This window comes from Sulfurospirillum cavolei (assembly GCF_001548055.1).
Classification (GTDB): Bacteria; Campylobacterota; Campylobacteria; order Campylobacterales; family Sulfurospirillaceae; genus Sulfurospirillum.
Window position 1 is genome coordinate 840546 of sequence record NZ_AP014724.1, and the last position, 23629, is coordinate 864174.

The window sequence follows — 23629 nt, forward strand, 5'->3', positions numbered from 1 at the left end:
CTTCTGTCATAACCTATGAAAATAAGAGTATTGAGACATAGCACATCACTTTTTAAAACTAAAAACATCGCCATAGCTTTGGCTATGACTCAATTTTGAGTTTTAAAAATTAACACACTCTGTTCAAACTCTTTATATTTTAAAGGTTATGAAAGAAGTCTATTCTAAAAACACCTGTAAAAATTGCGCACGAAACACGGAGTCTCAATAAACCAAAAGCGACCGCTTCGAGGTTTTCATCGTCGATAACCGTTTTGAGAAGAGAATTTTGCAGGTATGACAAAGTTGGATCAATCATGATAAAACGCTACCCAACCAAACAAATTTTTGTCGGCAACGTGCCTATCGGCGGCGATGCCAAAATACCCGTTCAATCGATGACGTTTTCCAAAACGCACGACGTGGACGCGACGGTCGAACAGATACGCCGGTTGCATTTTGCCGGATGCGACATCGTTCGCGTCGCCGTTCCCAACGAAGAAGACGCTCGCGCTCTTAAAAGCATCAAAGCGCAAAGTTCGCTTCCTTTGGTTGCGGATATTCATTTTAACTACCGCTTAGCACTCATCGCCGCGGAAGTCGTGGATTGCATTCGCATCAATCCGGGCAATATCGGCACTAAAGCACGCGTTAAAGAGGTCGTTAAAGCGTGCAACGAAAGGGGTATTCCGATTCGTATCGGCGTCAACAGCGGTAGTTTGGAAAAAGAGTTTGACGAAAAGTACGGTCCGACCTCCAAAGGTATGGTCGAATCGGCGCTCTATAATATCAAATACCTTGAAGACTTGGGCTTTACCAATATGAAAGTCTCCCTCAAAGCCAGCGACGTGGAGCGCACCGTCGAAGCGTATCGTATGCTTCGTCCTTTGGTCGATTACCCGTTTCATTTGGGCGTGACCGAAGCGGGTACGCTTTTTCATTCGACCGTCAAGTCGTCCATCGCGCTTGGAACGCTTTTGTTGGAAGGTATCGGCGATACCTTGCGCGTATCGATTACGGGAGAGTTGGAAGAAGAGATCAAAGTAGGGCGGGCTATTTTGAAAGACAGCGGCGTACAAGCCGAAGGACTCAACATCATTTCCTGCCCGACCTGCGGACGTTTGGAAGCCAACCTCGTCAATGCCGTTGCCGAAGTAGAACGTCGTACAAAACACATTAAAGCACCGCTGAATATCTCGGTAATGGGATGCGTGGTCAATGCCATCGGCGAAGCTAAACATGCCGATGTCGCCATAGCGTTCGGTAAAGGACAAGGACTCGTGATGGTCAAAGGCGAAGTGGTTGCCAAACTCAAGGAAGAAAATTTGGTCGATACCTTTTTAGAAGCCGTCGAACGTGCCGCCAAGGAGTATAAAGCGTGAATAACCTCCACAATATCAATATCGAGCGTTCCGTTTTAAGCTCTATTTTGTTTAATCCCGCAACTTTTGAAGATGTCGCGGCAAACCTGAACGCAAAAGATTTTTACTTACCGAGCCATCGCTATATTTACGAAGCGATGGAAGCGTGCGAGCGGGAAGATTTACCGATCGATGAAGAGTTCATCAAGAAAAAGCTGAATCAACAAGGGCGATTCGACGAAGACGCAATGTTGGAAATCCTCTCGACCAATCCGCTTCCGGCAACCAAAGCTTATGTCGAAGAGATTAAAGAAAAAGCGATTAAGCGGGAGTTGGTGCAACTAACCAGCGACATTAAAGAAATCGCGGTCGAAAAAGACCTTCCCTCAAGCGACGTCGTGGACTTGGTTCAGCAAAAACTCTATCAAATTACGCAAGAAAACAGCTCGCGAGAATTCCGTGAATCGCCCGAGATGACGCATGCGACCATCGCGCACATTCACGAGATGAAAAAACGCGGTAATTCGGGCGTCGTCGGCGTCGACACGGGTTTTGCCGAGATCAACAAACTGACGACCGGCTTTGGGGAAGGCGATCTCATCATCGTCGCGGCACGTCCGGCGATGGGGAAATGCTTGGCAAAAGGTACAAAAGTTTTGATGTTTGACGGAACGTTGAGAAACGTCGAAGATATTGCCGTGGGCGAACTGCTGATGGGCGATGACTCGACGCCGCGAAAAGTGCTCTCTTTGGCACACGGTACGGAAAAAATGTATTGGGTCAGACAAAATAAAGGCATCGACTATCGCGTCAACGAGTCGCATATTCTCTCTTTGAAACGTTCGCGCAATGAAGGCAAACACCGACACGGCGATGTCGTCAATATTTCGGTTCGAGACTATTTACGCAAAAGCAAAAAATTTAAAAATAATCATAAGGGATATAAAGTTCCCGTGAAATTTATGGAAAAAAGCGTTGAAATTGAGCCTTATTTCTTGGGTTTATGGTTAGGCGACGGTCGAAAATCCGACGTTCGAATCGCGACGCAAGATCGTGAAATCGTAGCGTATCTTCACGCATATGCGACGCGATTGGGCTTAGGCGTTAGTCGCTCCGACGAAAACGAAAAATGTCCTATGTATGCGATCGTCAATACCGACAATACGAAAAAAGAGAGCTTACAGGCTCTCTTACGTCAACAAGGATTGATCGATCATAAGCATATTCCGCACGATTATCTGATTAACTCTACGCAAAAACGCTTAGAGCTTTTAGCAGGATTGATCGACAGCGACGGGCATTATGACGCACAATGCAACGGGTATGAAATTACTCAAAAAGATGAGCATCTTGCCTGGCAAATTAAATTTCTTGCCGATACTTTAGGCTTTAGAACCTCCCTCAAAGCAAAAGAGGCAAAAATAAAGTCTCGGGATTTTACATGTAAGGTGTATCGGGTTCGCATTTTCGGGAACGTCGATTCGATTCCCGTGAAAGTGAAGCGTAAAGTAGCACAGCCTTGGAGCGTTAAACGTAGTTGGAACCAAACGGGTATTCGCGTCGAATACGATCAAGTCGACGAATATTTCGGCTTTGAAATAGACGGCAATAGCCTCTTTTTATTGGAAGATATGACCGTAACCCACAATACCGCTTTTTGTCTCAATTTAGCGCAAAACGCCTTGAATGAAGGGCGTGGCGTGGCGATCTTTTCGTTAGAAATGCCGGCTGAGCAGTTGATGCTTAGGATGCTCAGCGCTAAAACGTCGATTCCGCTTCAAAAGCTCAAAGTCGGCGACATGAACGACGAGCAGTGGGGACATTTGACGCGTGCGGCGGACGAGATGAGCAAACGCAAATTTTTCGTCGACGATAACGGTTCGGTAGACATTCACCAAGTGCGCGCGAAACTTCGAAAACTCAAATCTCAGCATCCCGAAATTTCGTTGGCGATTATCGATTATTTGCAGTTGATGACCTCCGGCGGCAATCGTGATCGGCATTTGGAAGTCAGCGATATTAGCCGAGGATTGAAGCTTTTAGCGCGTGAGTTGAGTATTCCGATTATCGCGCTTTCTCAGCTCAACCGAGGTTTGGAAGCCAGAAGCGATAAACGCCCGATGCTAAGCGATCTTCGTGAATCCGGAGCCATCGAACAAGATGCCGATATGATTTTGTTTGTTTACCGCGACGACGTGTATAAAATTCGCGAAGAGAAAGAAAAAGAGCAAAAAGCACGCACGGAAGGCAAAGAGTACAAAAGCAATTTCTTTGAAAAACCCGAAGAAGATGCCGAAGTGATCGTCGGTAAAAACAGAAACGGTCCTGTGGGCGTGGCAAACCTCGTCTTTCAAAAAGCGTGCACGCGCTTCGTGGATCGTAAAATGGGTATTCCGATCGAAGTGGTGCAGTATAACGCTTCGATCAATCCTCCCGAAGCCAAAATCGACTTACCGCCGTTGTAATGCGCGACCTACCGCTCTTTGCGAACAAAAAAGAGTTTTTTGTTTTGATGGGAGCGGTCGTTTGCATAGCGTTTATTTCACTGCTTTTTGAGTTTTACCGTTACCAAAGCTTGGTCAAAGAATCCTTACATGTAGGAAAAGCGACCGTTTTAAACCATTACCGCAAAACCAACGATAAAGGCAAAACCTACGACGTTTTAAAGCTCAAACTAGATTTAGGCGGTGCGGAAGTTTACACGACGTCGTGGCGTGCGATGGACGTGACGTTTCAAAGTAGGGTAAAAGCCAAGTTAAAAGTCGATAAGGTCACTTTTTACGATTACGTGAAAGGTTTTTACGCACCCAATCTTTCGGTGTACGAAATCTATGAAGACGCTCCGCCGTGGAATGCCAAAGCGTGGTATCGCTTCATTGCCGAGCAACACGAAAACGAAAAGCTTGCCGAACTGTACCAAACACTTTTTTTTGCCACGCCGATTTCCAAAGAGTTGCGAGACGAGGTGCAAAAATGGGGTATTTCGCACTTGATCGCGATTAGCGGCTATAACGTCGGCGTGATTAGCTTTTTACTTTTTTTCTTCCTTCGCCCGATCTATCGTTTTTTTCAAAGTCGCTATTTCCCGTATCGTAATGCAACGTTTGATTTGAGTTGTATCGTTTTTGGCGTTTTGTTTGGCTATATGGTCGTTCTTGATTTTATGCCTTCGTTTTTAAGGGCTTTTGCGATGAGCGTCTTTGGCTTTTTCCTTTTCTCCCGCGGTATCAAACTTCTTTCTTTCGGAACGCTTGGGCTGACGTCGTTGTTTTTACTGGCACTTTTTCCCTCTCTTTGGTTTTCGCTTTCGTTTTGGTTCTCCGTTGCGGGCGTGTTTTATCTTTTTTTGCTTTTGCATCACTTTGGAACACTGCCCAAAAGTGTTTTAGTGCTTATCGTCGATTTGGGCGTTTTTTTCTTGATGCTACCGCTCGTGCATACGTTTTTCCCCGTCTTTACCTTTTTACAATTAACGACTCCGATCACCAGCCTTGTGTTCGTGGCTTTTTATCCTTTGGGGCTTTTGTTACATGTCATAGGTTACGGAGGGGTTCTTGACGACGTGCTTTTAAGATTTTTAAGTGTACCCTCAACGCACTATTTTCTCAATTTTCCCGTATGGTTTTTAGCATTTTTTGTTCTTTTATCGTTGGGGGCGATTCGTTTTAAAAGTCTTGTGTTTGTCTGTCTAGGCTTGAGCGGCGCGAGTCTCTTTTTGATTCAGTAAAAAGCAAAGTTTTAACCCGTAAAGGTAGATAAACCACGAGAAGTAAATCCAGATAAAGAAGAAAAGCAAAATACTAAAAGAGCCGTAAATGCTAAGATAGGTTTTGTTGTACGTGACGTAGAGAACGAAGACGATTTTGGAACCATACCAACACAACGAAGCGATAAACGAGGCGATCAGTACGCTTTTAAGGTAAATTTTGATTTTGGCGGAGATACTGTAAAGCGCAAAAAAGAGTAACCAGATGACCGCGTATGCCATCAGATTGACGACAAACGGCGAGTTGCTCGTCACAAACGATTGAACGTAAAAAAAGACGATAAGCCCCAAGGGCATTAACGTTACGGTCGTCCAATACGTCGAAAGGGCTTCCCAAAAACTGCGGGTCGGAATTTCAAAGATTTTGCTGACGATTTTTTCGTAATCCAAAAAGAACATAACCGAGATATACACTACAAAGATAAGCCCTACGACGCCCATATTACCGGTGTTTTCCATAAAATCGCGCAAGTAGCGTATCATAACGTCTTGTTGGGTCGGAATCAAAGAACTGAAGATAAACCCTTGAAGCTTTTCATAGTAGACTTCAAACAAGGGCATTTTGGTGAAAATACTGAAGGTAACGAGTAAAATAGGAATCAACGAAAGAATCGTATGAAAGCTTAAAGAAGAGGCGTAGTGTGCTAGTTCTACGTCTCTTAAGGTTTTGAAAAAGTCTTTACACTCTTTCGCGCTTAACACTAAAGCCCCATTTTGGACGGATTGAGAATATTGTTGGGATCAAATGCTTTTTTGATCGAGCGGAAGAGTTCCATCTCCGCATCGCTGAACGCCAAATGCATAAAAGGTGCTTTGCTAAGTCCGATACCGTGTTCACCGCTCAATGTTCCGCCCAAAGCAACGGTAGCTTTGAAAATTTCTTCGATAGCATGATGTCCGATTTCGAGTTGTTTCGGATCACTTCCGTCGACCATCACGTTGGTATGCACGTTGCCATCACCCGTGTGTCCGAAGCACGGAACCGTGACGTCGTATTTTGTGGCGATTTCGCCGATCGCTTTAAGAAGTGCGGGAAGCTTGCTTCGCGGAACGGTAATGTCTTCGTTGAGTTTTTTACTGCCGTAAATCGTGATAGACTGGCTGGCATTGCGTCTGGCGAACCACAAATCTTTGGATTCTTGTTCGTTTTGTGCGCGTTTAAAGTGAGAACAGCCGTTTTCATGGAACGCTTTTTCGATAATGTCGAGTTGTTGGCTCAATTCGTCTTGGCTATTTCCGTCCACGTCGGTAATCAAAATAGCACCCGCATCGATCGGGAGGCCTTTATGGAATTTTTGCTCGACGGCACGAATTGAGTAATTGTCTAAAAACTCCATCGCAACGGGCGTGACGCCTAATGCCATCGTTTTGTAAACCGCGTTCATCGCATCATCGACGCTCGGAAAAACGCCCATGGCGGTTTGTGCCATTTTGGGTTTGGCGATGAGTTTAAGCGTGATTTCGGTAATCACGGCAAGCGTTCCTTCGCTGGCAATTAAAATGCCCGCGATATTGTAACCGGCAACGTCTTTAATGGTACGTTTGCCCGCACGAATGACTTCGCCGTTTGGAAGTACCGCACGAAGTGCCATCACGTAGTCTTTGGTAATTCCGTATTTTGCCGCACGCATACCGCCGGCATTTTCGCTGACGTTTCCTCCAAGTGTTGAATACTCTTCGCTCGCCGGATCGGGCGGGTAAAAAAGACCCAGCTCTTCGACCGCTTTTTGAAGGTGCATGTTAATAACGCCCGGTTGCACGACCGCGACCATGTTCTCCATATCGATTTCAAGGATTTTGTTCATATGTTTTTCAAAGGCAAGGACGATACCGCCGTTTGCGGGTAATGCACCGCCGGTAAATCCGCTTCCCGCCCCGCGAGGCGTGATCACGATGCGGTGTTCGTTACAATACGTTAAAATCGCCGCGACGTCTTCTTCATGGCGCGGAAACAAAACCGCGTCGGGTAAGTAACGCGTACGCGTCGCATCGTAGCAATACGCTAGCAGATGGGCTTTATCGTCGTAAACGTTTTCTTCGCCTAAGAGGCGTTTAAAATGGCTAAGATGGCTTGTCTCTAACATCGTTTATTTTCCGATCAACGTTTTATAGTAGCTATCGTAGTCGCTAATTTTGGAGCTACTCCAACTAAACCATGACGTTTCGATGTCTTTGACGCGTGCGTAAAACGGCAGTTGCGTTTCGCCCGAGTTTGTGATTTTAACGGTTTTGATCGTATTGAAATTGTGGCAATCGACGAAATACCCTTGGTCTTTGATACCGAAGAAGATCAAAGAAGCCGTGTTTTGATAGCATGCTTGTCGAAAAATTGTTTGATCGGGGTTCGGACGATAAAGTTTACTGAGATATGCCGCAACAAGATCGGGATGAATCCACGTGATGTCCGAATACTCTTTGGTAATGTCGCGAAAGACGTTAGCGTTTGGAACGACGATTAATGCACGATCGTAAAGGTAGTTCATAATCACTTCGTCGCCGGCAACTGGTTTAACGCCTGCTTCGGGAAATGCGCCTTGAGAGAGCATTTCGAATTTCGCAAGTTTTAAAACGGCTTTCGTACCGTCTTTTTGTACGACGTCGCCGCGGGCAATAATCGTGGTCGTTTTAGCATCGAAAGAGTGTTTAATAACGCCGCTCGCACCTATAACAATCTCGGGAGAATCGGCAATGACTACTTGGGTGTCGGACGTCTCGAGAACCTTCGTCTTGTATTCTTTAAAGAGGGTTTGAGCTTGCGCAAACGTACATAACACCAAAAAAGATAGAGCTAAAACGAGCTTATTCAATACGAACTCCTTGAAGGGCAAACTAACCCTTTATTTTTTGCCAATGATTATACTATAGAGTTCTTTCATAACGCTTTATGAACGGGGTATCCTTGGCGGCACGAAGCGGCAATCGGAGAAAAATTTAGGGATATTTCAGGGCTTTCTTAGGCGTTTTGTAAGATTTGTTCCGCTAAAATCCACCCAGACGAGGAGGGACAATGACTAAACTAATCATCGCGTGGCTGCTACTGCTATCCTTCTCCGCCGCGGCTTATTTGGAAGAGCTCAAATGGCCTAAAGGCGAAACTTTCTTAACGTTTCTAGACCACAATCAACTTCCTTCGTCGATTTACTACAGTTTGGATAAAGAAGAGCAAGAATTGGCCGCCGAGATTATCGCCGGCATCAAATACCAAGTCCTCCGCAACAGCGATACGAATGCTTTAGAGCAAGTGTTGATTCCGATCGGTGAAGAGCTTCAGATGCATATCAAGCAAAAAAACGATCAGTTTATCATGGAGATAGAGCCGATTGCCGTTCAGTTGGAAGAGCATGCTTTGGTTCTTGACATTCAAAATTCTCCTTTTGTGGATATCGTCAATGCGACGAAAAACAATCTTTTGGCCAACGAATTCGCGCAATCGTTTCGCGACAGCGGCGTCAATCTTCGCAATTTGAAAAAAGACGACCAATTGGTATTACTGTACCGTCAAAAACGAAGGCTCGGAAAACAGTTCGGTTCTATCAAGATCGACGTTTCGATGATCGAGACCAAAAATAAACAAAACTATATTTTTTATTATAAAGAGAGCTATTACGACGCTAAAGGTCAGGAACTCGAAAATTTCTTGCTCAGTACGCCCGTCAATTATACGCGTATCTCTTCGCCGTTTACGTTGATGCGCTGGCATCCCATTTTACAGAAATACCGTGCGCATTTAGGTATCGACTATGCCGCAAGCGTGGGAACACCCGTCAAATCGGCGGGTAACGGACGCGTGAATTTCGTCGGCGAAAAAGGCGGGTACGGCAATACGATCGAAGTCAACCACGACGGCAGTTACAAAACGCTTTACGGACATCTTAACGGTTTTGCCAAAGGGCTTCGTAGCGGGCAAGTCGTCAAACAGGGGCAAGTTATCGGCTATGTCGGCAATACGGGGCTTAGTAGCGGACCGCACTTGCATTTTGGACTTTACCGCAACAATGTCGCCATCAATCCCGCAAGCGTCGTCAAAATCGCTAAAAGTGCTTTAAGCGGTAACGATCTTCGCGGATTTTTGGAGTATACTAAAGCACTGAAAAACAAGGTTGAAACGGCGTTAAAAGAACATGTGCCTCCCGTACAAGAAGAGAATTTCGAATACGCGTATCCGTTCGATAAAAAAAGTGACATGTAAGCAAACGATAACCGTTTTGCGATAGAATTTTAAAAAAAAGAGAAGAAGAGTCCATGATACGATGTTTCTTTAAAAACAGCAATAAGCTAGAAGTCATTACGGATTTAAGCGAATTCGACGATAACGAAGATAAAAAAAGCAAAGTCGTTTGGCTTGACATGTTACTTCCGACCAGCGAAGAGATCGTCTTTGTCGAACATACGTTCGGGATCGATTTTCCGACCAAACAAGAGTCCGAAGAGATCGAGATTTCGTCTCGTTATTGGGAAGAAGATAAAAAAATCGAAATCAACAGTTTCTTTTTGATCGCCAACGACGATAGTGCCCATAACGAAACGGTTTCGTTTATTTTGCAGGGCAATCTTTTGATCTCTATTCGCTATAAAGAACTCAAAACTTTTGAAGAATTTAGCAAACGCTTTTACTATGCCCCGCGCGAATTTAAAAACGGATACTACATTTTTTCGCAACTTTTAGACATCAGAATCGACGCGGACGCCGACATTATCGAAAAACTTTCCAAGGACATCACGCGTTTGCGCAAACATGTTTTTACGGACTATACGAACGATGATGAAGAGATGTTGGAGAAAATCTCCTCGTTTGAAGATCTCAATATGAATATTCGCGAAAACTTGATGGATAAGCAACGCATCTTAACCTCCTTTTTAAAATCAAACAAATACGACGACAGTTCGCTTCGAGGCGACATCGTCATCATGCTGAAGGATATTAAGTCCTTGATCGACTATACCGAGTTCAACTTTGAAAGGCTCGATTATTTGCAAAACATCTTCGTGGGCGTTTTGAACATCGAGCAAAATAAAGTCATTAAAATCTTTACGATTATGAACGTTATCTTTTTACCGCCGACGTTGATCGCGAGTATTTACGGAATGAACTTTAAAGTTTTGCCCGAACTTGATTGGCAATACGGATATGCCTTTTCACTCTTTTTGATGGTACTTTCGGCGATTACGCCTATCTTGTTTTTTAAGAAAAAAGGCTGGATTTAAGCGATGGACCATACGATTGAAGTGCTCAAAATCGAGGAGTGTATCGACTCGTGCTATATTAAACCCAAAAGCATGTACTACATGCACAACAATGTCGAAAAACGTTGGGATATTGTCGATACGCATAACAGCGTCGCCATTTTACTGTACCATAAAGCCTTAGACTCTTTTGTATTTGTCAAACAGTTTCGCCCTTCCATCTATTTGAAAAATCACGACGGCTTTACGTACGAGTTGTGTGCGGGCATCGTCGATAAAGACAAAAGCCTAATCGAAATCGCGCAAGAAGAGATACTCGAAGAGACGGGTTATGACGTGCCCTTAAGTAAAATAGAAAAAATTTCGTCGTTTTACACGGCGGTCGGCTTTGCGGGCGGTCGTCAGACGCTTTATTACGTCGTTTTAGATGAAAGTATGAAAGTGAGCGAAGGCGGCGGAATCGACAATGAAAATATCGAAGTGATTTATTTGAAGCGGGAAAAAACGATCGAGTTTATGTTCGACGAAAGTATCGCAACCACATCAGGGCTAATGTTCGCGCTGATGTGGTACTTTAAAACGTATGAGCCTACAAAGACGGTTTGTTAATTAACGCCGACTAAAATATTGGAAGCTTTGATGATGGCGTAAACGCTATCGCCTTTTGCTAAAGAGAGCTCTTGTTTTGCATCTTCGGTAACGATGGAGGTAACGACGATACCCGCAGGCGTCGTGATAACGACTTCACAATTGACCGCTCCGTTTTTAATTTCGCTGACCGTTCCTTTGATTTTATTGCGTGCGCTAACAGCCAATGCGATGTCGGCTTTTGCCAATAAAACGCTTTGCGCTTTGAAAATACAAACCACTTCGCTTCCTGCTTTTAAGCCGAGTGTTTCAACCGCATCGTTGGTAATAACGGAAACAATTTTTTCGCCGCTAGCGGGAGTGACGATCACTTCACTGTTAATGGGTCCTTTTTTAACTTCGACGATTTTTCCTAAAATTTGATTTCGTGCGCTAATCTTCATGTGTAACTCCTTTGAGTGTGTTGATTAAGCTAAAACTTAATACATGTGAGAATTATGTCACGGACGGATATGTAATGTCAATTGCTAACGAAATCATTCCAATGCGGTGTTATTTTTTCTTTCCGGCTTGTGCGATTTTGTCAAACGAAATATACGATGCAAAGCATTTATACGTCAGGACATATACCGTACCGATGAGCGTTGCGATACCCAAAGTGACGATAAAACTTGAAAAAACGGCGGATAAAAAGATAGCGTAAACTTCACTCATCGTGCTTCTCCTTAGTGCAATGAAACATATTGTACCGTAATATAATTTAAAATATAACGTATAGCGCAAAAATTGCCGCAACGTCACCCGAAGCACCTGCAAACGAGTAGCCAAGAAACCATACGCGAGATCGAAAAAAGCGGTTTTAGACGATCTCTAATTGCTCCAAAATATCTTTGGTGAGTTTGGAAAGAGGGCGCTTGCCTAAGTCTTCATCGGCGATGTAGCCACCAAAGATCAAACGCAGTAAATCTTCTTCGTTTTTAAAGAGCGTTCCCTCGTAGTTTTTCATCAGCTCTTCGATGTAGCTTTCATTGTACATAATGGATTTTTGGATGAGTTCTAGGACGATGTCTTTGTGGTTTTTATAAATCTCTTCCAACGCAAAATCTTTGATGTTTTTTTTGGCTTTTGCGTCGTTTGAACTAAGCTCTAAATCAAACCCTTTTTCATCGTAATAAAACGAACTATCCTTTACATGTAAAGCAAAACGCGCTTTGTCATCGAAGCCTTCAACGTAAGGATGAATGTGCGTCGTAAGTGAAAATCGCTTGCGCCCTTTTATGCTTGAGTTACATGTAGGGCAACTGGGTATGAGATTGTAAAACGACAATGCCAAGATCGGATAGGTCGCTTTATCGTAAAAATGGTCAAATTGCGGGCGCGTTGAGCCATTTTTGGAGCGAACCGTAAACGTATAATTGCGGTTGCAATACGGGCAAACAGTGACATTAAGAGATTGCGCTAAATCGTAGGCGTCATATTCTTTCTTTTTATCACAAAAATTATTGTATAGATTTATCATAAAATTAAAAGTAGTATCGCCTTTGTAAGTCATGGCAATTTCATGCAGTTTTTCAGGTTTTGCGGTGATGACTTCTTCAAGAGAATATTTACATGTAGGAAATTTTATTTTTGATTTCAGTGCTTCAAAATGCTTGTGCGCCAACTCTTCCAAATTTGGTGTGGCAATTTTTATCATGGTTTCTTTTCCAAATTGTCTAAGCGATTTTGGAGGCTTTCTATTTGGTTTTTAAGCGCATCAATTTCTTTCATCTTGTCTAATTTTTTGCTATCAAGCATACGCTGTAATTGCCTTTTGACGATAGGCTCACCGATGATGCGAATGTACCTTTCCGCTTCGTCATCGTCTTTGATGGGAGAATCTTTACCGTTTAGATAGTCAATCACTTCATTGATTTTATTTTTCGAAAATTCGCCCATAAGCCCATCTTTCATAAAAAACCCGTGAGAGAGTAGGGTGTGGATATTGGCTCCAAAGGTTTCGATGTTTGTTTCTTCACTAACATTTTTACAATTACCATTTTCATCTTTTTTTAAAAATATGACATTTTCTTTTGGCAAATCTGAAAGAAGCAATGGAGAATGTGATACTATAAAAAAAGAAATTCTTTTGTTTAATCTCTTTGCTACACAATTTAATTCTTTTATATAACGTCGTTGCCAATTTGGATGCAGAGTAATTTCTGGTTCATCAAATAAAAATATCAAACTTTCATTATCATCTTTTATACCATAGTAATGTATGTTAATTAATTGTCCATACAAATTTTTTTCACCAGAACTTAAATCTTCATACTCCCTATTCTTTGAATCTTTAAATTCAAAATGAAAAAACGAATGACAAATACTAAAATAAAAAATTTGTTCCTTTTTTGTGAGCTTTTCAATCTCAATATATTCAGTATTTTTAAAATATTCTTTAAAATCAGTTTCACTAACTAAATTTTTACCATATTGTATTGCATCACTTAATAAATGAGGTATAGAATCTCTATATTCTAATAGATTTACATCTAGTCCATTTCTTAACATATATAGCATTAACAAAAACCCATTATATGTTTCATAATTTAAAAATTCATATTCAAAATGTTCAAAACAATTTGCACGAAAATGCTCATCAGCACCTGAAAAAATATTTTCAAGTATTTGATTCTCTGGTTTTAACGAAAATTTAACTCTATCAGGAAGATAAAAAAAGGAAGATATTTCAATATTTTTGGTACTCTCTTGTGTTTTATATATTTCCAATATTCTTTGACTTATAAAATAGTTGCTTAAAACTATTTTCTTTTCGTAATTATTTCCCTCTCTATAGTTGGTACTAAAATATTCTTCACTAGAAATAGAATCTCTTTCTTTTTCGGACGAATAGTAATAAAAATCTATATTTTCTTTATGCCAAATAAATTCTTTTTTTTCTTCTAAATTTATATTTATTGAAAGATTTTTTATATTTGTAAGATAACAATTCTTGTATACGAAAATAAATTCAAAATTTAATTTGAGATTGTATAGAAGATTATAAAGAATACCTATTAAACTACTCTTTCCACTCCCATTTTCCCCAACAATTGCAGTAACGTTAATATTTGATGGGAAAATATTGACATACTCTTTTTCTTCAATCGTCAGTTCTTTTGTAGCTTCATCATACTTACATGTAAACCTAGGCGAAAAATTAAACCCTTGATTTTTGATATTTTTATACTCTTTCACCCACAAATAAACCAGTTCCATACTCACTCCAAAGGTTTACATGTAAAGCTAAAAAACTTTACATGTAAAAAGGTTTTAGTCGATAAATCGTTTTGTCAAATCCCCGTAAGTCTCAATTCTTCTATCACGTAAAAATGGCCAGATGCGTCTGACGTGTTCGCCTCTTTGTAGGTCAACATCGACGATGAGCACTTCTTCTTGGTCGTGGCTGGCACGCACGATGATTTCGCCTTGTGGTCCTGCTACAAAGGAGTTGCCCCAGAAGCGGATGCCGTCTAACACGCCGTGGTTGTCCGCTTCTTTACCGATGCGATTGACGCTAATGACGGGTAAGCCATTGGCGATGGCGTGTCCGCGTTGTACGGTTTCCCATGCGTCGCATTGTCTTCGTTTTTCATCTTCCATGTCTTCATCAAACCAACCGATAGCGGTGGGGTAGATGAGCATGTCTGCACCTTTTAACGCCATTAAGCGTGCGGCTTCGGGGTACCATTGATCCCAACAGACCAAAAGTCCTAGTTTGCCGACACTGGTTTGGATGGGGTTGTAGCCCATATCGCCTGGGGTGAAGTAGAATTTTTCGTAAAAACCGGGGTCATCGGGGATGTGCATTTTGCGGTATTTGCCGGCTATGGTGCCATCTTTTTCAAAGACGACGGCGGTGTTGTGGTACAGACCTGCGGAGCGTTTTTCAAAAAGGGACGTGACTAAAACGACCTTGTTTTCTTTGGCGATGCTAGACCAAAAAGCGATGTCGCTTTCCCAGTTGCTCGCGAGGTCAAAACACGCGACATCTTCATTGATGCAGAAGTAGCGATCTTGGTGGAGTTCTTGCAAAACGACAAGCTCTGCGCCCTCACGAGCGGCTTTTTGGATGAGGGAAACGCTCTTAGCTATGGTTTTTTCTGACGTGCTTTCAATGGCGTGTTGGATGAGTCCGACTTTCATAAAAAATCCTCTTGTGCGCTTAGGTTATAGGGTTTAATTATACATTAATGAGCTTTTAATCGGTTTTAATTTAGAATTTTGATGAGTATTATCAAGAAGGAACACTATGAAAGCACTCTCGGATCTCAATGCCGGAGAAAAAGGCAAAGTCAAAAAAATCGACGCCGAGGGAGAATTAAAGCAGCGGCTTTTTTCGTTGGGTCTTCGAAAAGGAAGTCTTTTGGAAGTGAAAGCCATGAGTATGGCAAAAAGTACGATGGAGATTGAAGTCGGTACGACACTTTTGGCACTGCGCTTTGAAGAGGCGAAACGCATCGGAATCGAGACGCTATGAACGAGCTGATTATCGCCCTTGTGGGGCAGCCCAATGTCGGCAAAAGCATGCTCATCAACTCGATCGCCGATGCGAGGCTTAAAGTCGGAAATTTTTCGGGTGTTACGGTCGAAAAAGCCGAAGTCAATTTTAGTGCGCAAGGGCATTCGATTAAAATCGTCGATTTACCCGGCACGTACTCGCTCAACGACTACACGCAAGACGAACGCGTGACCAAAGATTTTTTACAAAACGAGCATTACGATCTGATTATTAACGTGGTCGACGCGACCAATTTAGAGCGCAATTTGTATTTGACGACGCAACTTTTGGAGCTCGGCAAAAAAATGATCGTCGCGCTCAATATGATGGACGAAGCCCACAAAGAAGGGCAATGCATCGATCATGAACAACTGAGTTCTATTTTGGGCGTGCCGTGCGTCAAAGTCTCCGCCGCAACGAAAAGAGGCATCGGTAAGTTGCTCAATCGCGCCATCGACGTTTCGCTTTTCCCGCTTGAAAAATCCAAACTGATTTACAGCGACGTCGTGGAAGAAGAAATCGGCAAGCTTGCTTCGTTTTTAGACCGCAAACATTATGCATCTCGCCTTTCGTCGCGCGAAATCGCCCTGAGGCTTTTACAAGAAGATACCGCAACTTACCGCAAGATGCACGAAGAGCCGATTTGGGTCGAGCTCTCTTCGTTCTTGAAAGAGGCGTTAGAGCATCTTTACGTTCACTACGAGACGAAAGACGTCGCCGAAATTTTTGCCGAAGAACGCGCCGCATTTGCCAAAGGCGCGGTCGTTGAGACGTTAAGTTGTAAAAAATGCACCTCGCAAACGCTCACGCAAAAAATCGACGCCGTGTTAATTCATCCCGTTTACGGCATTCCTATCTTTTTCTTTTTAATGTGGAGTTTGTTTCAGTTAACGTTTACGCTAGGCTCGATTCCGATGGATTGGATCGATGCTTTTTTCGTTGCTTTGGGCAATTATGCCAAAACGGTTTTCGGAGAGGGCGAGCTGGGCTCTATTATCGCCGATGGCGCAATTTCGGGCGTGGGTGCAGTGGTGATGTTCTTACCCAATATCGTCATTTTATTTTTAGGCATCGCTTTGTTGGAGACGACCGGATATATGGCGCGTGTTGCGTTTTTACTGGACGGATTTTTCCACCGTTTCGGACTTCACGGCAAAAGCTTTATTCCTCTTGTTACGGGTTTTGGTTGTTCGGTGCCTGCGTATATGAGCGCGCGCACGCTCAAAAACGATAAAGATCGGCTGATTACGCTTTTTATCATCGGGTTTATGAGTTGCGGGGCGAAACTTCCGGTTTACGTGTTGTTCGCCGGAGCGTTTTTCGGGCAAGAACATGCGGGTAACGCTTTGTTTGCTATCTATCTTGCCGGAGCGTTTATCGGGCTTTTGGCGGCAAAATTTTTGAAACGATTCGTCTTTAAGGGTGCTGACGAGCCGTTCGTTATGGAAATGCCCAAATACCGTCTGCCTTCGTTGAAGCTCATTTGGCATACGGTCGTGAGCAAGGCGATTATGTACCTTCAAAAAGCGGGAACGTTTATTTTGGCGGCATCTTTGTTGATTTGGTTTGCGAGCAACTATCCCAAATATCCCGACCTTGAAGCCTCTTTCGATCAGAAAATCGAGCAAGCAAGCGACGAGGCTTTAAAAGTCGAGTACGAAAACGAAAAGTCCAAAGTTTTGCTGGAAAAAAGTTTCTTAGGCAAAATCGGAAAATCGACCGATTGGTTGTTTACCCCGTTGGGATTTGATTGGAAAATGACGGTCGCCTTGGAGTCAGGATTGGCGGCTAAAGAGGTCGTCGTTTCGACCTTAGGCGTTTTGTACGCGCTCGGTTCGGGCGTGGACGAGGGCAACGAAAGTCTCATTGCGGAGCTTCAAAAGCAAATCCCTTTGGCTTCGGCGGTCTCTTTTATGATCTTCGTGATGTTTTATTTGCCGTGCCTTGCCGCTTCCATCGTTTTTACGAAAGAGAGCGGCGGTTATAAATATTTGGCGTATCTGTTCGTCTTTACGACGATCATCGCTTGGGTTTTAGCCTTCATCGGATACCGCGTGACCTTGTTGTTTAGCTAAAGGTCTTCGTCGATCTTGAACGACGACATGCGATCGTTCATCTCCGAATCGTCGTAAGGATCAAGGTGTGCGGTGATGACCCATTCGTCGCTTGGGATCAGCTCTTTGATCTTCTCTTCGATGCGATCTCCCGCGTGGTGTGCACGTAAGAGTGAAATACCTGGGCTAAAAACCAAGTGAACGTCGACGAAGTTGGTATTGCCGGATTTACGAGTTTTCAGGTAGTGAAAATCGCTAATCTCTTTCTCCGCGACGATGATGTTGCGAATATCTTCTACGATCTGTTCGTCCAACGAGGCGTCTAGCAAAATATACACGCCGTCTTTAATGAGCTCGTACGCCGAATGAATAATATAAATCGAAATAACCACGCCCATAATCGAGTCGATCAGCTCAAAGTGCGTTATTTGGATCAGAACGAGCGAAATTAAAATAGCACCGTTGCTTAAAACGTCCGTTTGGTAATGAAGCGCATCGGATTTGACGACCATACTGCGCGTTTTTTTTGCAACGTAGTTGAGAAATGCGACCAATGCAATCGTCAACACCAAAGAGATTGCCATTACGAGGATGGAACTTCCCAAATATTCCAAAGGCTCATGCACGATCGCTTTTTTAATCGACGTGTAAAAAATAAAAAGTCCCGAAACGCTAATGACCGTACCTTCGATCACGGCGGCTAAGGCTTCGATTTTGCCTTTACCGTAATTGAACGTTTTATTGGCGGGTTGTTCGGATTTTAAAATCGCAAAATAGTTGAAGGCGGAGACGATGAGGTCTAAAACCGAATCGATCGCCGAAGCCAAAACGGCGACGGAGCCGCTCATCAAGCCGATAAAGAGTTTGACGATAATTAAAACGCTTGCCGTGGCACTGGAGACGACGGTTGCTTTTTTTTGGAGTGTCACGAGAGGTTATCCTTCTTTTTATAAATATTCATCGAAGCGCAATGCAAACTGCCGTGCTCGCGAATCAACACGGAAGCGTCGATGCCGACGATTTCACGCTCAGGAAAATAACGCGCAAACGTTTTAAGTGCTTTGGTATCGTAGGCGTCGTTGTAAAGCGGTACTAAAACCGCGTTGTTGATTAAAATAAAATTGAGGTACGTCGCGGGAAGACGGTGGTCGTTAAAGAACTTCGCCGAAGGCAAAGGCAGCGGAACGAGATCGAAAGAGGTTTTTTTGAGCTCTTTTTCCATCTTTTTAAGTTCGTCGTAGTGTTCGTCTTCTTTGTCGTAGCATTTCACGTAAGCGATCGTATTTTTGTTTAAAAAGCGTGCCAGTGTATCGATGTGCGAATCGGTGTCGTCGCCCATAAGCGCGCCGTGCTTTAAGATAATCAACTCTTTGAGTCCGAAAAGCTTAATCAACGTTTTTTTGATCTCTTTTTTTGAAAGGTGTGCGTTGCGGTTCTCTTCAAAAAGGCAATATGCGGTCGAAAGCATCACGCCATGACCGTTGCTTTCGATGCTTCCGCCTTCCAGTACGAAATCGATGCTTTTGAGCTTTCCTGTTAAAAAGCCCTCTTCAAAAAGGCGTTTGGTGATCGTGTTGTCGATACTTGCGTCAAATTTATTGCCCCATGCGTTGAAGATGAAGTCGTAAGTACGGCGTTGGTGGTTTTTGTAAACGTTGATGCCTCCAAAATCGCGTATCCACGTATCGTTCGTGAGCATTTCGACCAGCGTGATATTTTGAAGCGTGGGCAAAATGTTGGCAAGGTGTTGTTTATCTTCGCAAACGACGATGCACGGTTGAAAGCGTGCGACGGTCGAGATAAACGTGAGATACGTTTGATGAATTGCTTCGATGGAGTGCGCCCAGTCGCTCTTTTTGGGAGGGAAAACGACGATGAGAGCTTCTTGTTCTTCCCATTCGGCGGGTAATCTTAGTTTCATTTTGCGCTCCGTCTTTCGTGTATTTGGGCTAAATTATACCAAAATAGGTTTGAGCGAGGCTTTTATAAGGTAAAATAGGGACGAAATTGTTTTTCCAAAGGCTCTTACATGTTATGGCAAGATAAAACCAATAAAAGCATCCGCCAAATCAATTTTATGGCACTTTTGTTTGCGGGGTTGTTTGTTTTTATTTTTGCTTGTTTGATTATCGCGAACGAATATTTTGCTTACCAAAAAGAGATCGAACGCATCGAAGCATCGTACCCCTCGACATTGTTAACGCTTGGAAACAGCGTCGAAGCGGCACATTCGCTTGAGGTCGTTTTGGAGCATAAGCACAAAGAGTACAAAGATAAAATCATCGACTTTATGGTCAAAATTTATGCGTTGGCACTCGTGATGTATATGATCAGTACGATCGAGTACCGCTACGTCAATGAGTTGATGGCGCGCGAAGTGCGTTTGATCGTCGCGTCGTTTAAAGAAGCGGCGCAGAGTTACCGTTTTATCGATACGGAAAAGATGCGTTTTCGAGAATTTCGCGAGATTGCCAACCACGCCAACGCGATGATCGAGGAGATTCACGGTAAAAACGACGATCTAGCAAAGCTCAATACCAACTTGGAGGCGATCATCGAGCAAAAGACCGAAGAGCTCAAACGCTCGGTCGCCTATACGCAAGAGCTTTTGGAAACGCAAGACCGTTTTGTGAAAAATGCGATCCACGAGATCAATACGCCCCTTTCGATCATTTTAATGAACATCGATTTGTACAATCTCAAATTTGAAAAAAATCCTTACCTCGTCAAAATCGAAGCGGCGGTGAAGGTGCTTGACAATATTTACGAAGATTTGGCGTACGTGGCAAAAAAAGATCATGTTGTCTATGCCAAATCGATGGTCGATTTTTCATCGTTTTTACAAGAGAGGGTGCATTATTTTGAAGATGTTGCCGAAGGAAACAAGCTGACGCTTTGTACCGACATAAGCCCCGATCTTTTTATCGTTTTCAACGAGATCGAGTTGCAGCGTATTTGCGACAACAATATCTCCAATGCGATAAAATACAGTTACGAAAAACAAAACGTACATGTCAAGCTTTACGCGCAAGAGGCATTCGTTGTTTTTGAAGTACAAAACGTCGGCGATACGATTCAGTCTCTTGAAAATCTTTTCAGCCGATACTACCGTGAAAACGACGTTCGCGGCGGTTTTGGCTTGGGACTCAATATCGTCAAAGAGATTTGCGATCGTAACGACGTTGAGGTCAGCGTGGCTTCGGACACGTCGACGCGTTTTACGTACCGTTTTAGGAAAGGATAACGATGAAAATTTTGCTTTTGGAAGACGAATGGATGCTTCGCAGTTCGATTGAGGAGTATTTGGAAGCGTTAGGGCACAAAGTCGTGAGTTTCGGTAAAGGAGACGAAGCGTATGCCGCGATCCGCCAAGAGTCGTTCGATCTTTTAATTTTAGACATTAACATTCCGAAAATGACGGGTTTGGAACTCTTAAAATCGCTCAACGAGATCGAACAAAACTATCCGAGCATTTTTATTAGTGCCAACGTCGATATCGACGATATTACCCAAGCCTTTGAACTCGGAGCGTCGGATTACCTGAAAAAACCGTTTCATCTGAAAGAGTTGGGGCTTCGTATCGATAAAATTAAAAAAGAGTATGAGATCAAACGGATGCAACACATCATCTTAAGTCCCAAATACGTCTTCTCCAAACAAGAGCAAATGTTGTTTTACAATAATAATGTTCAAGTCTTGACCAAAAAACAGTTACAAATAGTGACACTATTGTGCGAGAACATCGGCATCGTGGTAGACTTCGAAAAATTTCGCAGTTACGCATGGAACGACGAACCGGTCGACAATGCCACAATTAGGGCTGAAATAAGCCGTTTTCGTAAGCTTCTTAAGGAAGATTTTATTGTCAATCTCAAAGGCGTCGGCTATAAAATTGAACGTTACTTACCGGAGCAAAAGCGTTAAAAGTTACAAAAATACACATTTATTTTAAATATCTTCACGGTTCTTCTGCTGTTTTGAAAATGCTACGATAATGCTATGTTACTTATTTACAATTTCTTCGTGATTCACACATTTACTATGAAGGAGCATTTATGAGCCAACATGTCTACGACAGAGTCAAGGCAAATCCAAAATTTGCCGAACTCGTACAAAAAAGAAGCCGCTTTGCATGGCAACTTTCGATTGTGATGCTTGTCGTGTATTACGCGTTTATTCTCGTAATTGCTTTTTCTCCCGCAACCTTTGCGCAAAAGATCGGAGAGGGCGTTACGACGGTCGGAATTCCGGTAGGATTGGCGGTCATCGTGATCGCGTTTGTGCTTACGGGTATCTACACTCAACGAGCCAACGGAGAATTTGACGATATGACGCATCAAATTAAAGAAGAAGTAAGGAGCGTCGAATGAAATGGGGCTTACTCCTTTTAAGCTTAAGCAGCTTTGTTTTTGCGGCAGACGCACAATTTAGCGGTAAACGCGACATCAACGTATCGGCGATCGTGATGTTTTTGATTTTCGTTTTAGCAACGCTGGGCATTACGTACTGGGCGGCTAAAAGAACCAAAACGGCGAAAGATTTTTACACTGCCGGCGGGGGAATTACGGGTTTTCAAAACGGTCTTGCGATCGCGGGAGATTATATGTCCGCGGCATCGTTTTTAGGCATTTCGGGCTTGGTTTACCTCAAAGGATTTGACGGATTGATCTACTCCATCGGATTTTTGGTCGGTTGGCCGATTATCTTATTTTTGGTGGCGGAGCAACTTCGAAATCTCGGAAAATATACGTTTAGCGACGTGGCATCGTACCGTTTACGACAAACACCGATCCGAACGTTGGCGGCTTTAGGCTCTTTAGCGACGGTGGCGTTGTATTTGATCGCGCAAATGGTCGGTGCGGGGCAATTGATTCAGATTTTGTTCGGGCTTGATTACGAATATGCGGTCGTGATGGTCGGTATTTTGATGATTCTTTACGTAACGTTCGGCGGTATGTTGGCGACGACGTGGGTGCAAATCATCAAAGCAGTTTTGTTACTTTCCGGCGCATCGTTTATGGCGATTATGATTATGTATCAAGTCGGATTTAGTTTTGAAACGCTCTTTTCGCAAGCGGTTGCAGCTAAGAAAAGTGCTGCGATCATGGCTCCGGGCGGGTTAGTCAGCGATCCAATTTCGGCGATTAGCTTAGGTATGGCGTTGATGTTCGGAACGGCGGGATTACCGCATATCTTGATGCGATTCTTTACCGTAAGCGATGCAAAAGAAGCGAGAAAGTCGGTCTTTTTTGCGACGGGATTTATCGGTTACTTTTATATTTTAACGTTTATTATCGGATTTGGTGCTATCGTTTTGTTAACCAATAATCCGGATTATCTCGATCCGATTAAAGGCGGCATTATCGGCGGGGGTAACATGTCGGCGATTCACACGGCCCATGCGATCGGCGGAAACCTTTTCTTAGGGTTTATCTCGGCGGTTGCGTTTGCGACGATCTTGGCGGTTGTTTCGGGATTGACGCTTGCGGGTGCAAGTGCGGTCAGCCACGATCTTTACGCGAACGTCTTTGCCAGAGGTCGCGTGGATGAGATGATGGAGATGAAGGTATCGAAATACTCGACGATCGCTTTAGGTATTGTTGCGATTTTCTTGGGAATTGCGTTTGAAAAACAAAACATCGCGTTCATGGTAGGACTTGCGTTTGCAATTGCGGCAAGTGCGAACTTCCCTATCTTGTTCTTATCGATGTTCTGGAAAAAGTTGACGACCAAAGGCGCCGTTTGGGGCGGATCGTTGGGACTTTTAACGGCGGTCGTGTTGGTCGTCTTGAGTAAAGCGGTTTGGGTGGACGTCTTAGGCAATAAAACCGCGATTTACGCCTACGGCAATCCGGCGATCTTCTCGATGGCGGTTGCCTTTATCGGAATTTGGCTCTTCTCTTTAATGGATCAAAGCGAAGATGCTAAAAAAGAGATCGAGGCCTACGAGCACCAATTTATCCGAAGTCAAACGGGTATCGGTGCGGAGGGCGCAAGCGCACATTAAGAGGCTTTGCCTTGACATGTAAAGAAATTCTGCTTCGTTAGAAGCAAGCTTTAGTAGGTGTTTGGGCTTTGCCTTGACATGTAAAGAAATTCTGCTTCGTTAGAAGCAAGCTTTAGTAGGTGTTTGGGCTTTGCCCAAACACCGTGTAAA

General features: G+C 43.4%; 22 protein-coding genes. 12 read left to right on the top strand and 10 right to left on the bottom strand.

Features of this window, described 5'->3' with window-relative positions; genetic code table 11:
• The first annotated feature begins 296 nt into the window (after window positions 1-296).
• Genes ispG through UCH003_RS04325 form a run of 3 tightly spaced genes read left to right on the top strand, consistent with a single transcriptional unit; the run spans window position 297 to window position 5067 of the window.
• Window positions 297-1361 (top strand): flavodoxin-dependent (E)-4-hydroxy-3-methylbut-2-enyl-diphosphate synthase, encoded by a 1065-nt coding sequence (gene ispG / locus UCH003_RS04315; protein WP_060825559.1) that lies wholly within the window; start codon window positions 297-299, stop codon window positions 1359-1361.
• Window positions 1358-3805: a replicative DNA helicase gene (dnaB, locus tag UCH003_RS04320; RefSeq protein WP_060825560.1), complete on the top strand. Its 2448-nt coding sequence runs from the start codon at window positions 1358-1360 to the stop codon at window positions 3803-3805. The genes ispG and dnaB overlap by 4 nt, the downstream gene beginning before the upstream one ends.
• On the top strand, window positions 3805-5067 hold the full coding sequence (locus UCH003_RS04325) for a ComEC/Rec2 family competence protein (RefSeq protein ID WP_060825561.1): 1263 nt from the start codon (window positions 3805-3807) through the stop codon (window positions 5065-5067). The genes dnaB and UCH003_RS04325 overlap by 1 nt, the downstream gene beginning before the upstream one ends.
• Here UCH003_RS04325 and UCH003_RS04330 read toward each other — a convergent pair.
• The 3 genes from UCH003_RS04330 to UCH003_RS04340 are packed head-to-tail and all read right to left on the bottom strand — an operon-like array spanning window position 5029 to window position 7913.
• Complete coding sequence (locus UCH003_RS04330) at window positions 5029-5808, bottom strand: YihY family inner membrane protein (protein ID WP_060825562.1); 780 nt, start codon at window positions 5806-5808, stop codon at window positions 5029-5031. The genes UCH003_RS04325 and UCH003_RS04330 overlap by 39 nt on opposite strands.
• A complete protein-coding gene (gene glcD / locus UCH003_RS04335) occupies window positions 5808-7190 on the bottom strand; it encodes a glycolate oxidase subunit GlcD (protein WP_060825563.1) in 1383 nt (460 codons plus the stop codon). Before glcD ends, UCH003_RS04330 begins: the two co-directional genes overlap by 1 nt.
• 3 nt (window positions 7191-7193) lie before the next feature.
• The gene (locus UCH003_RS04340) at window positions 7194-7913 is read right to left on the bottom strand and encodes a plasminogen-binding N-terminal domain-containing protein (RefSeq protein WP_060825564.1); all 720 of its coding nucleotides are present in this window, start codon (window positions 7911-7913) and stop codon (window positions 7194-7196) included.
• Window positions 7914-8113: 200 nt separating this feature from the next.
• Here UCH003_RS04340 and UCH003_RS04345 point away from each other — a divergent pair, with 200 nt between their 5' ends.
• From UCH003_RS04345 to UCH003_RS04355, 3 genes are read left to right on the top strand one after another with little or no spacing between them, the layout of a single operon-like run.
• Entirely contained in the window at window positions 8114-9295 is a 1182-nt protein-coding gene (locus UCH003_RS04345; RefSeq protein ID WP_060825565.1) for a peptidoglycan DD-metalloendopeptidase family protein, read from the top strand.
• 53 nt (window positions 9296-9348) lie between these two features.
• Window positions 9349-10311, top strand: a complete 963-nt coding sequence (corA, locus tag UCH003_RS04350) for a magnesium/cobalt transporter CorA (protein WP_060825566.1) — start codon at window positions 9349-9351, stop codon at window positions 10309-10311.
• A gap of 3 nt (window positions 10312-10314) precedes the next feature.
• Entirely contained in the window at window positions 10315-10899 is a 585-nt protein-coding gene (locus UCH003_RS04355; protein WP_060825567.1) for an NUDIX domain-containing protein, read from the top strand.
• Here UCH003_RS04355 and UCH003_RS04360 read toward each other — a convergent pair.
• The 5 genes from UCH003_RS04360 to UCH003_RS04375 form a co-directional block, all read right to left on the bottom strand.
• Window positions 10896-11321, bottom strand: coding sequence for a TOBE domain-containing protein (locus UCH003_RS04360; RefSeq protein ID WP_060825568.1), 426 nt, complete (start codon window positions 11319-11321; stop codon window positions 10896-10898). The genes UCH003_RS04355 and UCH003_RS04360 overlap by 4 nt on opposite strands.
• 109 nt (window positions 11322-11430) lie before the next feature.
• A complete protein-coding gene (locus tag UCH003_RS13675) occupies window positions 11431-11592 on the bottom strand; it encodes a hypothetical protein (RefSeq protein ID WP_156143411.1) in 162 nt (53 codons plus the stop codon).
• 145 nt (window positions 11593-11737) lie between these two features.
• The gene (locus UCH003_RS04365) at window positions 11738-12574 is read right to left on the bottom strand and encodes a hypothetical protein (RefSeq protein WP_060825569.1); all 837 of its coding nucleotides are present in this window, start codon (window positions 12572-12574) and stop codon (window positions 11738-11740) included.
• Window positions 12571-14136: an AAA family ATPase gene (locus UCH003_RS04370; RefSeq protein WP_060825570.1), complete on the bottom strand. Its 1566-nt coding sequence runs from the start codon at window positions 14134-14136 to the stop codon at window positions 12571-12573. The genes UCH003_RS04365 and UCH003_RS04370 overlap by 4 nt, the downstream gene beginning before the upstream one ends.
• Before the next feature lie 54 nt (window positions 14137-14190).
• Entirely contained in the window at window positions 14191-15063 is an 873-nt protein-coding gene (locus UCH003_RS04375) for a carbon-nitrogen hydrolase (RefSeq protein WP_060825571.1), read from the bottom strand.
• A gap of 106 nt (window positions 15064-15169) precedes the next feature.
• Between UCH003_RS04375 and UCH003_RS04380 the strand changes: the two genes are divergently transcribed.
• Window positions 15170-15397, top strand: coding sequence for a FeoA family protein (locus UCH003_RS04380; RefSeq protein WP_039673067.1), 228 nt, complete (start codon window positions 15170-15172; stop codon window positions 15395-15397).
• Window positions 15394-17493, top strand: coding sequence for a ferrous iron transport protein B (gene feoB, locus UCH003_RS04385; RefSeq protein WP_060825572.1), 2100 nt, complete (start codon window positions 15394-15396; stop codon window positions 17491-17493). The genes UCH003_RS04380 and feoB overlap by 4 nt, the downstream gene beginning before the upstream one ends.
• On the opposite strand, the gene UCH003_RS04390 is transcribed toward feoB, so the two are convergent.
• Entirely contained in the window at window positions 17490-18401 is a 912-nt protein-coding gene (locus tag UCH003_RS04390) for a cation diffusion facilitator family transporter (protein WP_060825573.1), read from the bottom strand. The two genes, feoB and UCH003_RS04390, sit on opposite strands and share 4 nt — an antisense overlap.
• Window positions 18398-19393: an agmatine deiminase family protein gene (locus UCH003_RS04395; protein WP_039673062.1), complete on the bottom strand. Its 996-nt coding sequence runs from the start codon at window positions 19391-19393 to the stop codon at window positions 18398-18400. The genes UCH003_RS04390 and UCH003_RS04395 overlap by 4 nt, the downstream gene beginning before the upstream one ends.
• A 108-nt stretch (window positions 19394-19501) precedes the next feature.
• On the opposite strand from UCH003_RS04395, the gene UCH003_RS04400 reads away from it, so the two are divergent.
• The 4 genes from UCH003_RS04400 (at window position 19502) to UCH003_RS04415 (ending at window position 23479) form a co-directional block, all read left to right on the top strand.
• A complete protein-coding gene (locus tag UCH003_RS04400; protein WP_060825574.1) occupies window positions 19502-20716 on the top strand; it encodes a sensor histidine kinase in 1215 nt (404 codons plus the stop codon).
• A gap of 2 nt (window positions 20717-20718) precedes the next feature.
• On the top strand, window positions 20719-21396 hold the full coding sequence (locus tag UCH003_RS04405; RefSeq protein WP_041963721.1) for a response regulator transcription factor: 678 nt from the start codon (window positions 20719-20721) through the stop codon (window positions 21394-21396).
• A 131-nt stretch (window positions 21397-21527) separates the two neighbouring features.
• Window positions 21528-21842, top strand: a complete 315-nt coding sequence (locus UCH003_RS04410) for a DUF485 domain-containing protein (RefSeq protein ID WP_060825575.1) — start codon at window positions 21528-21530, stop codon at window positions 21840-21842.
• Window positions 21839-23479, top strand: coding sequence for a cation acetate symporter (locus UCH003_RS04415; protein ID WP_060825576.1), 1641 nt, complete (start codon window positions 21839-21841; stop codon window positions 23477-23479). Before UCH003_RS04410 ends, UCH003_RS04415 begins: the two co-directional genes overlap by 4 nt.
• Window positions 23480-23629 lie beyond the last annotated feature (150 nt).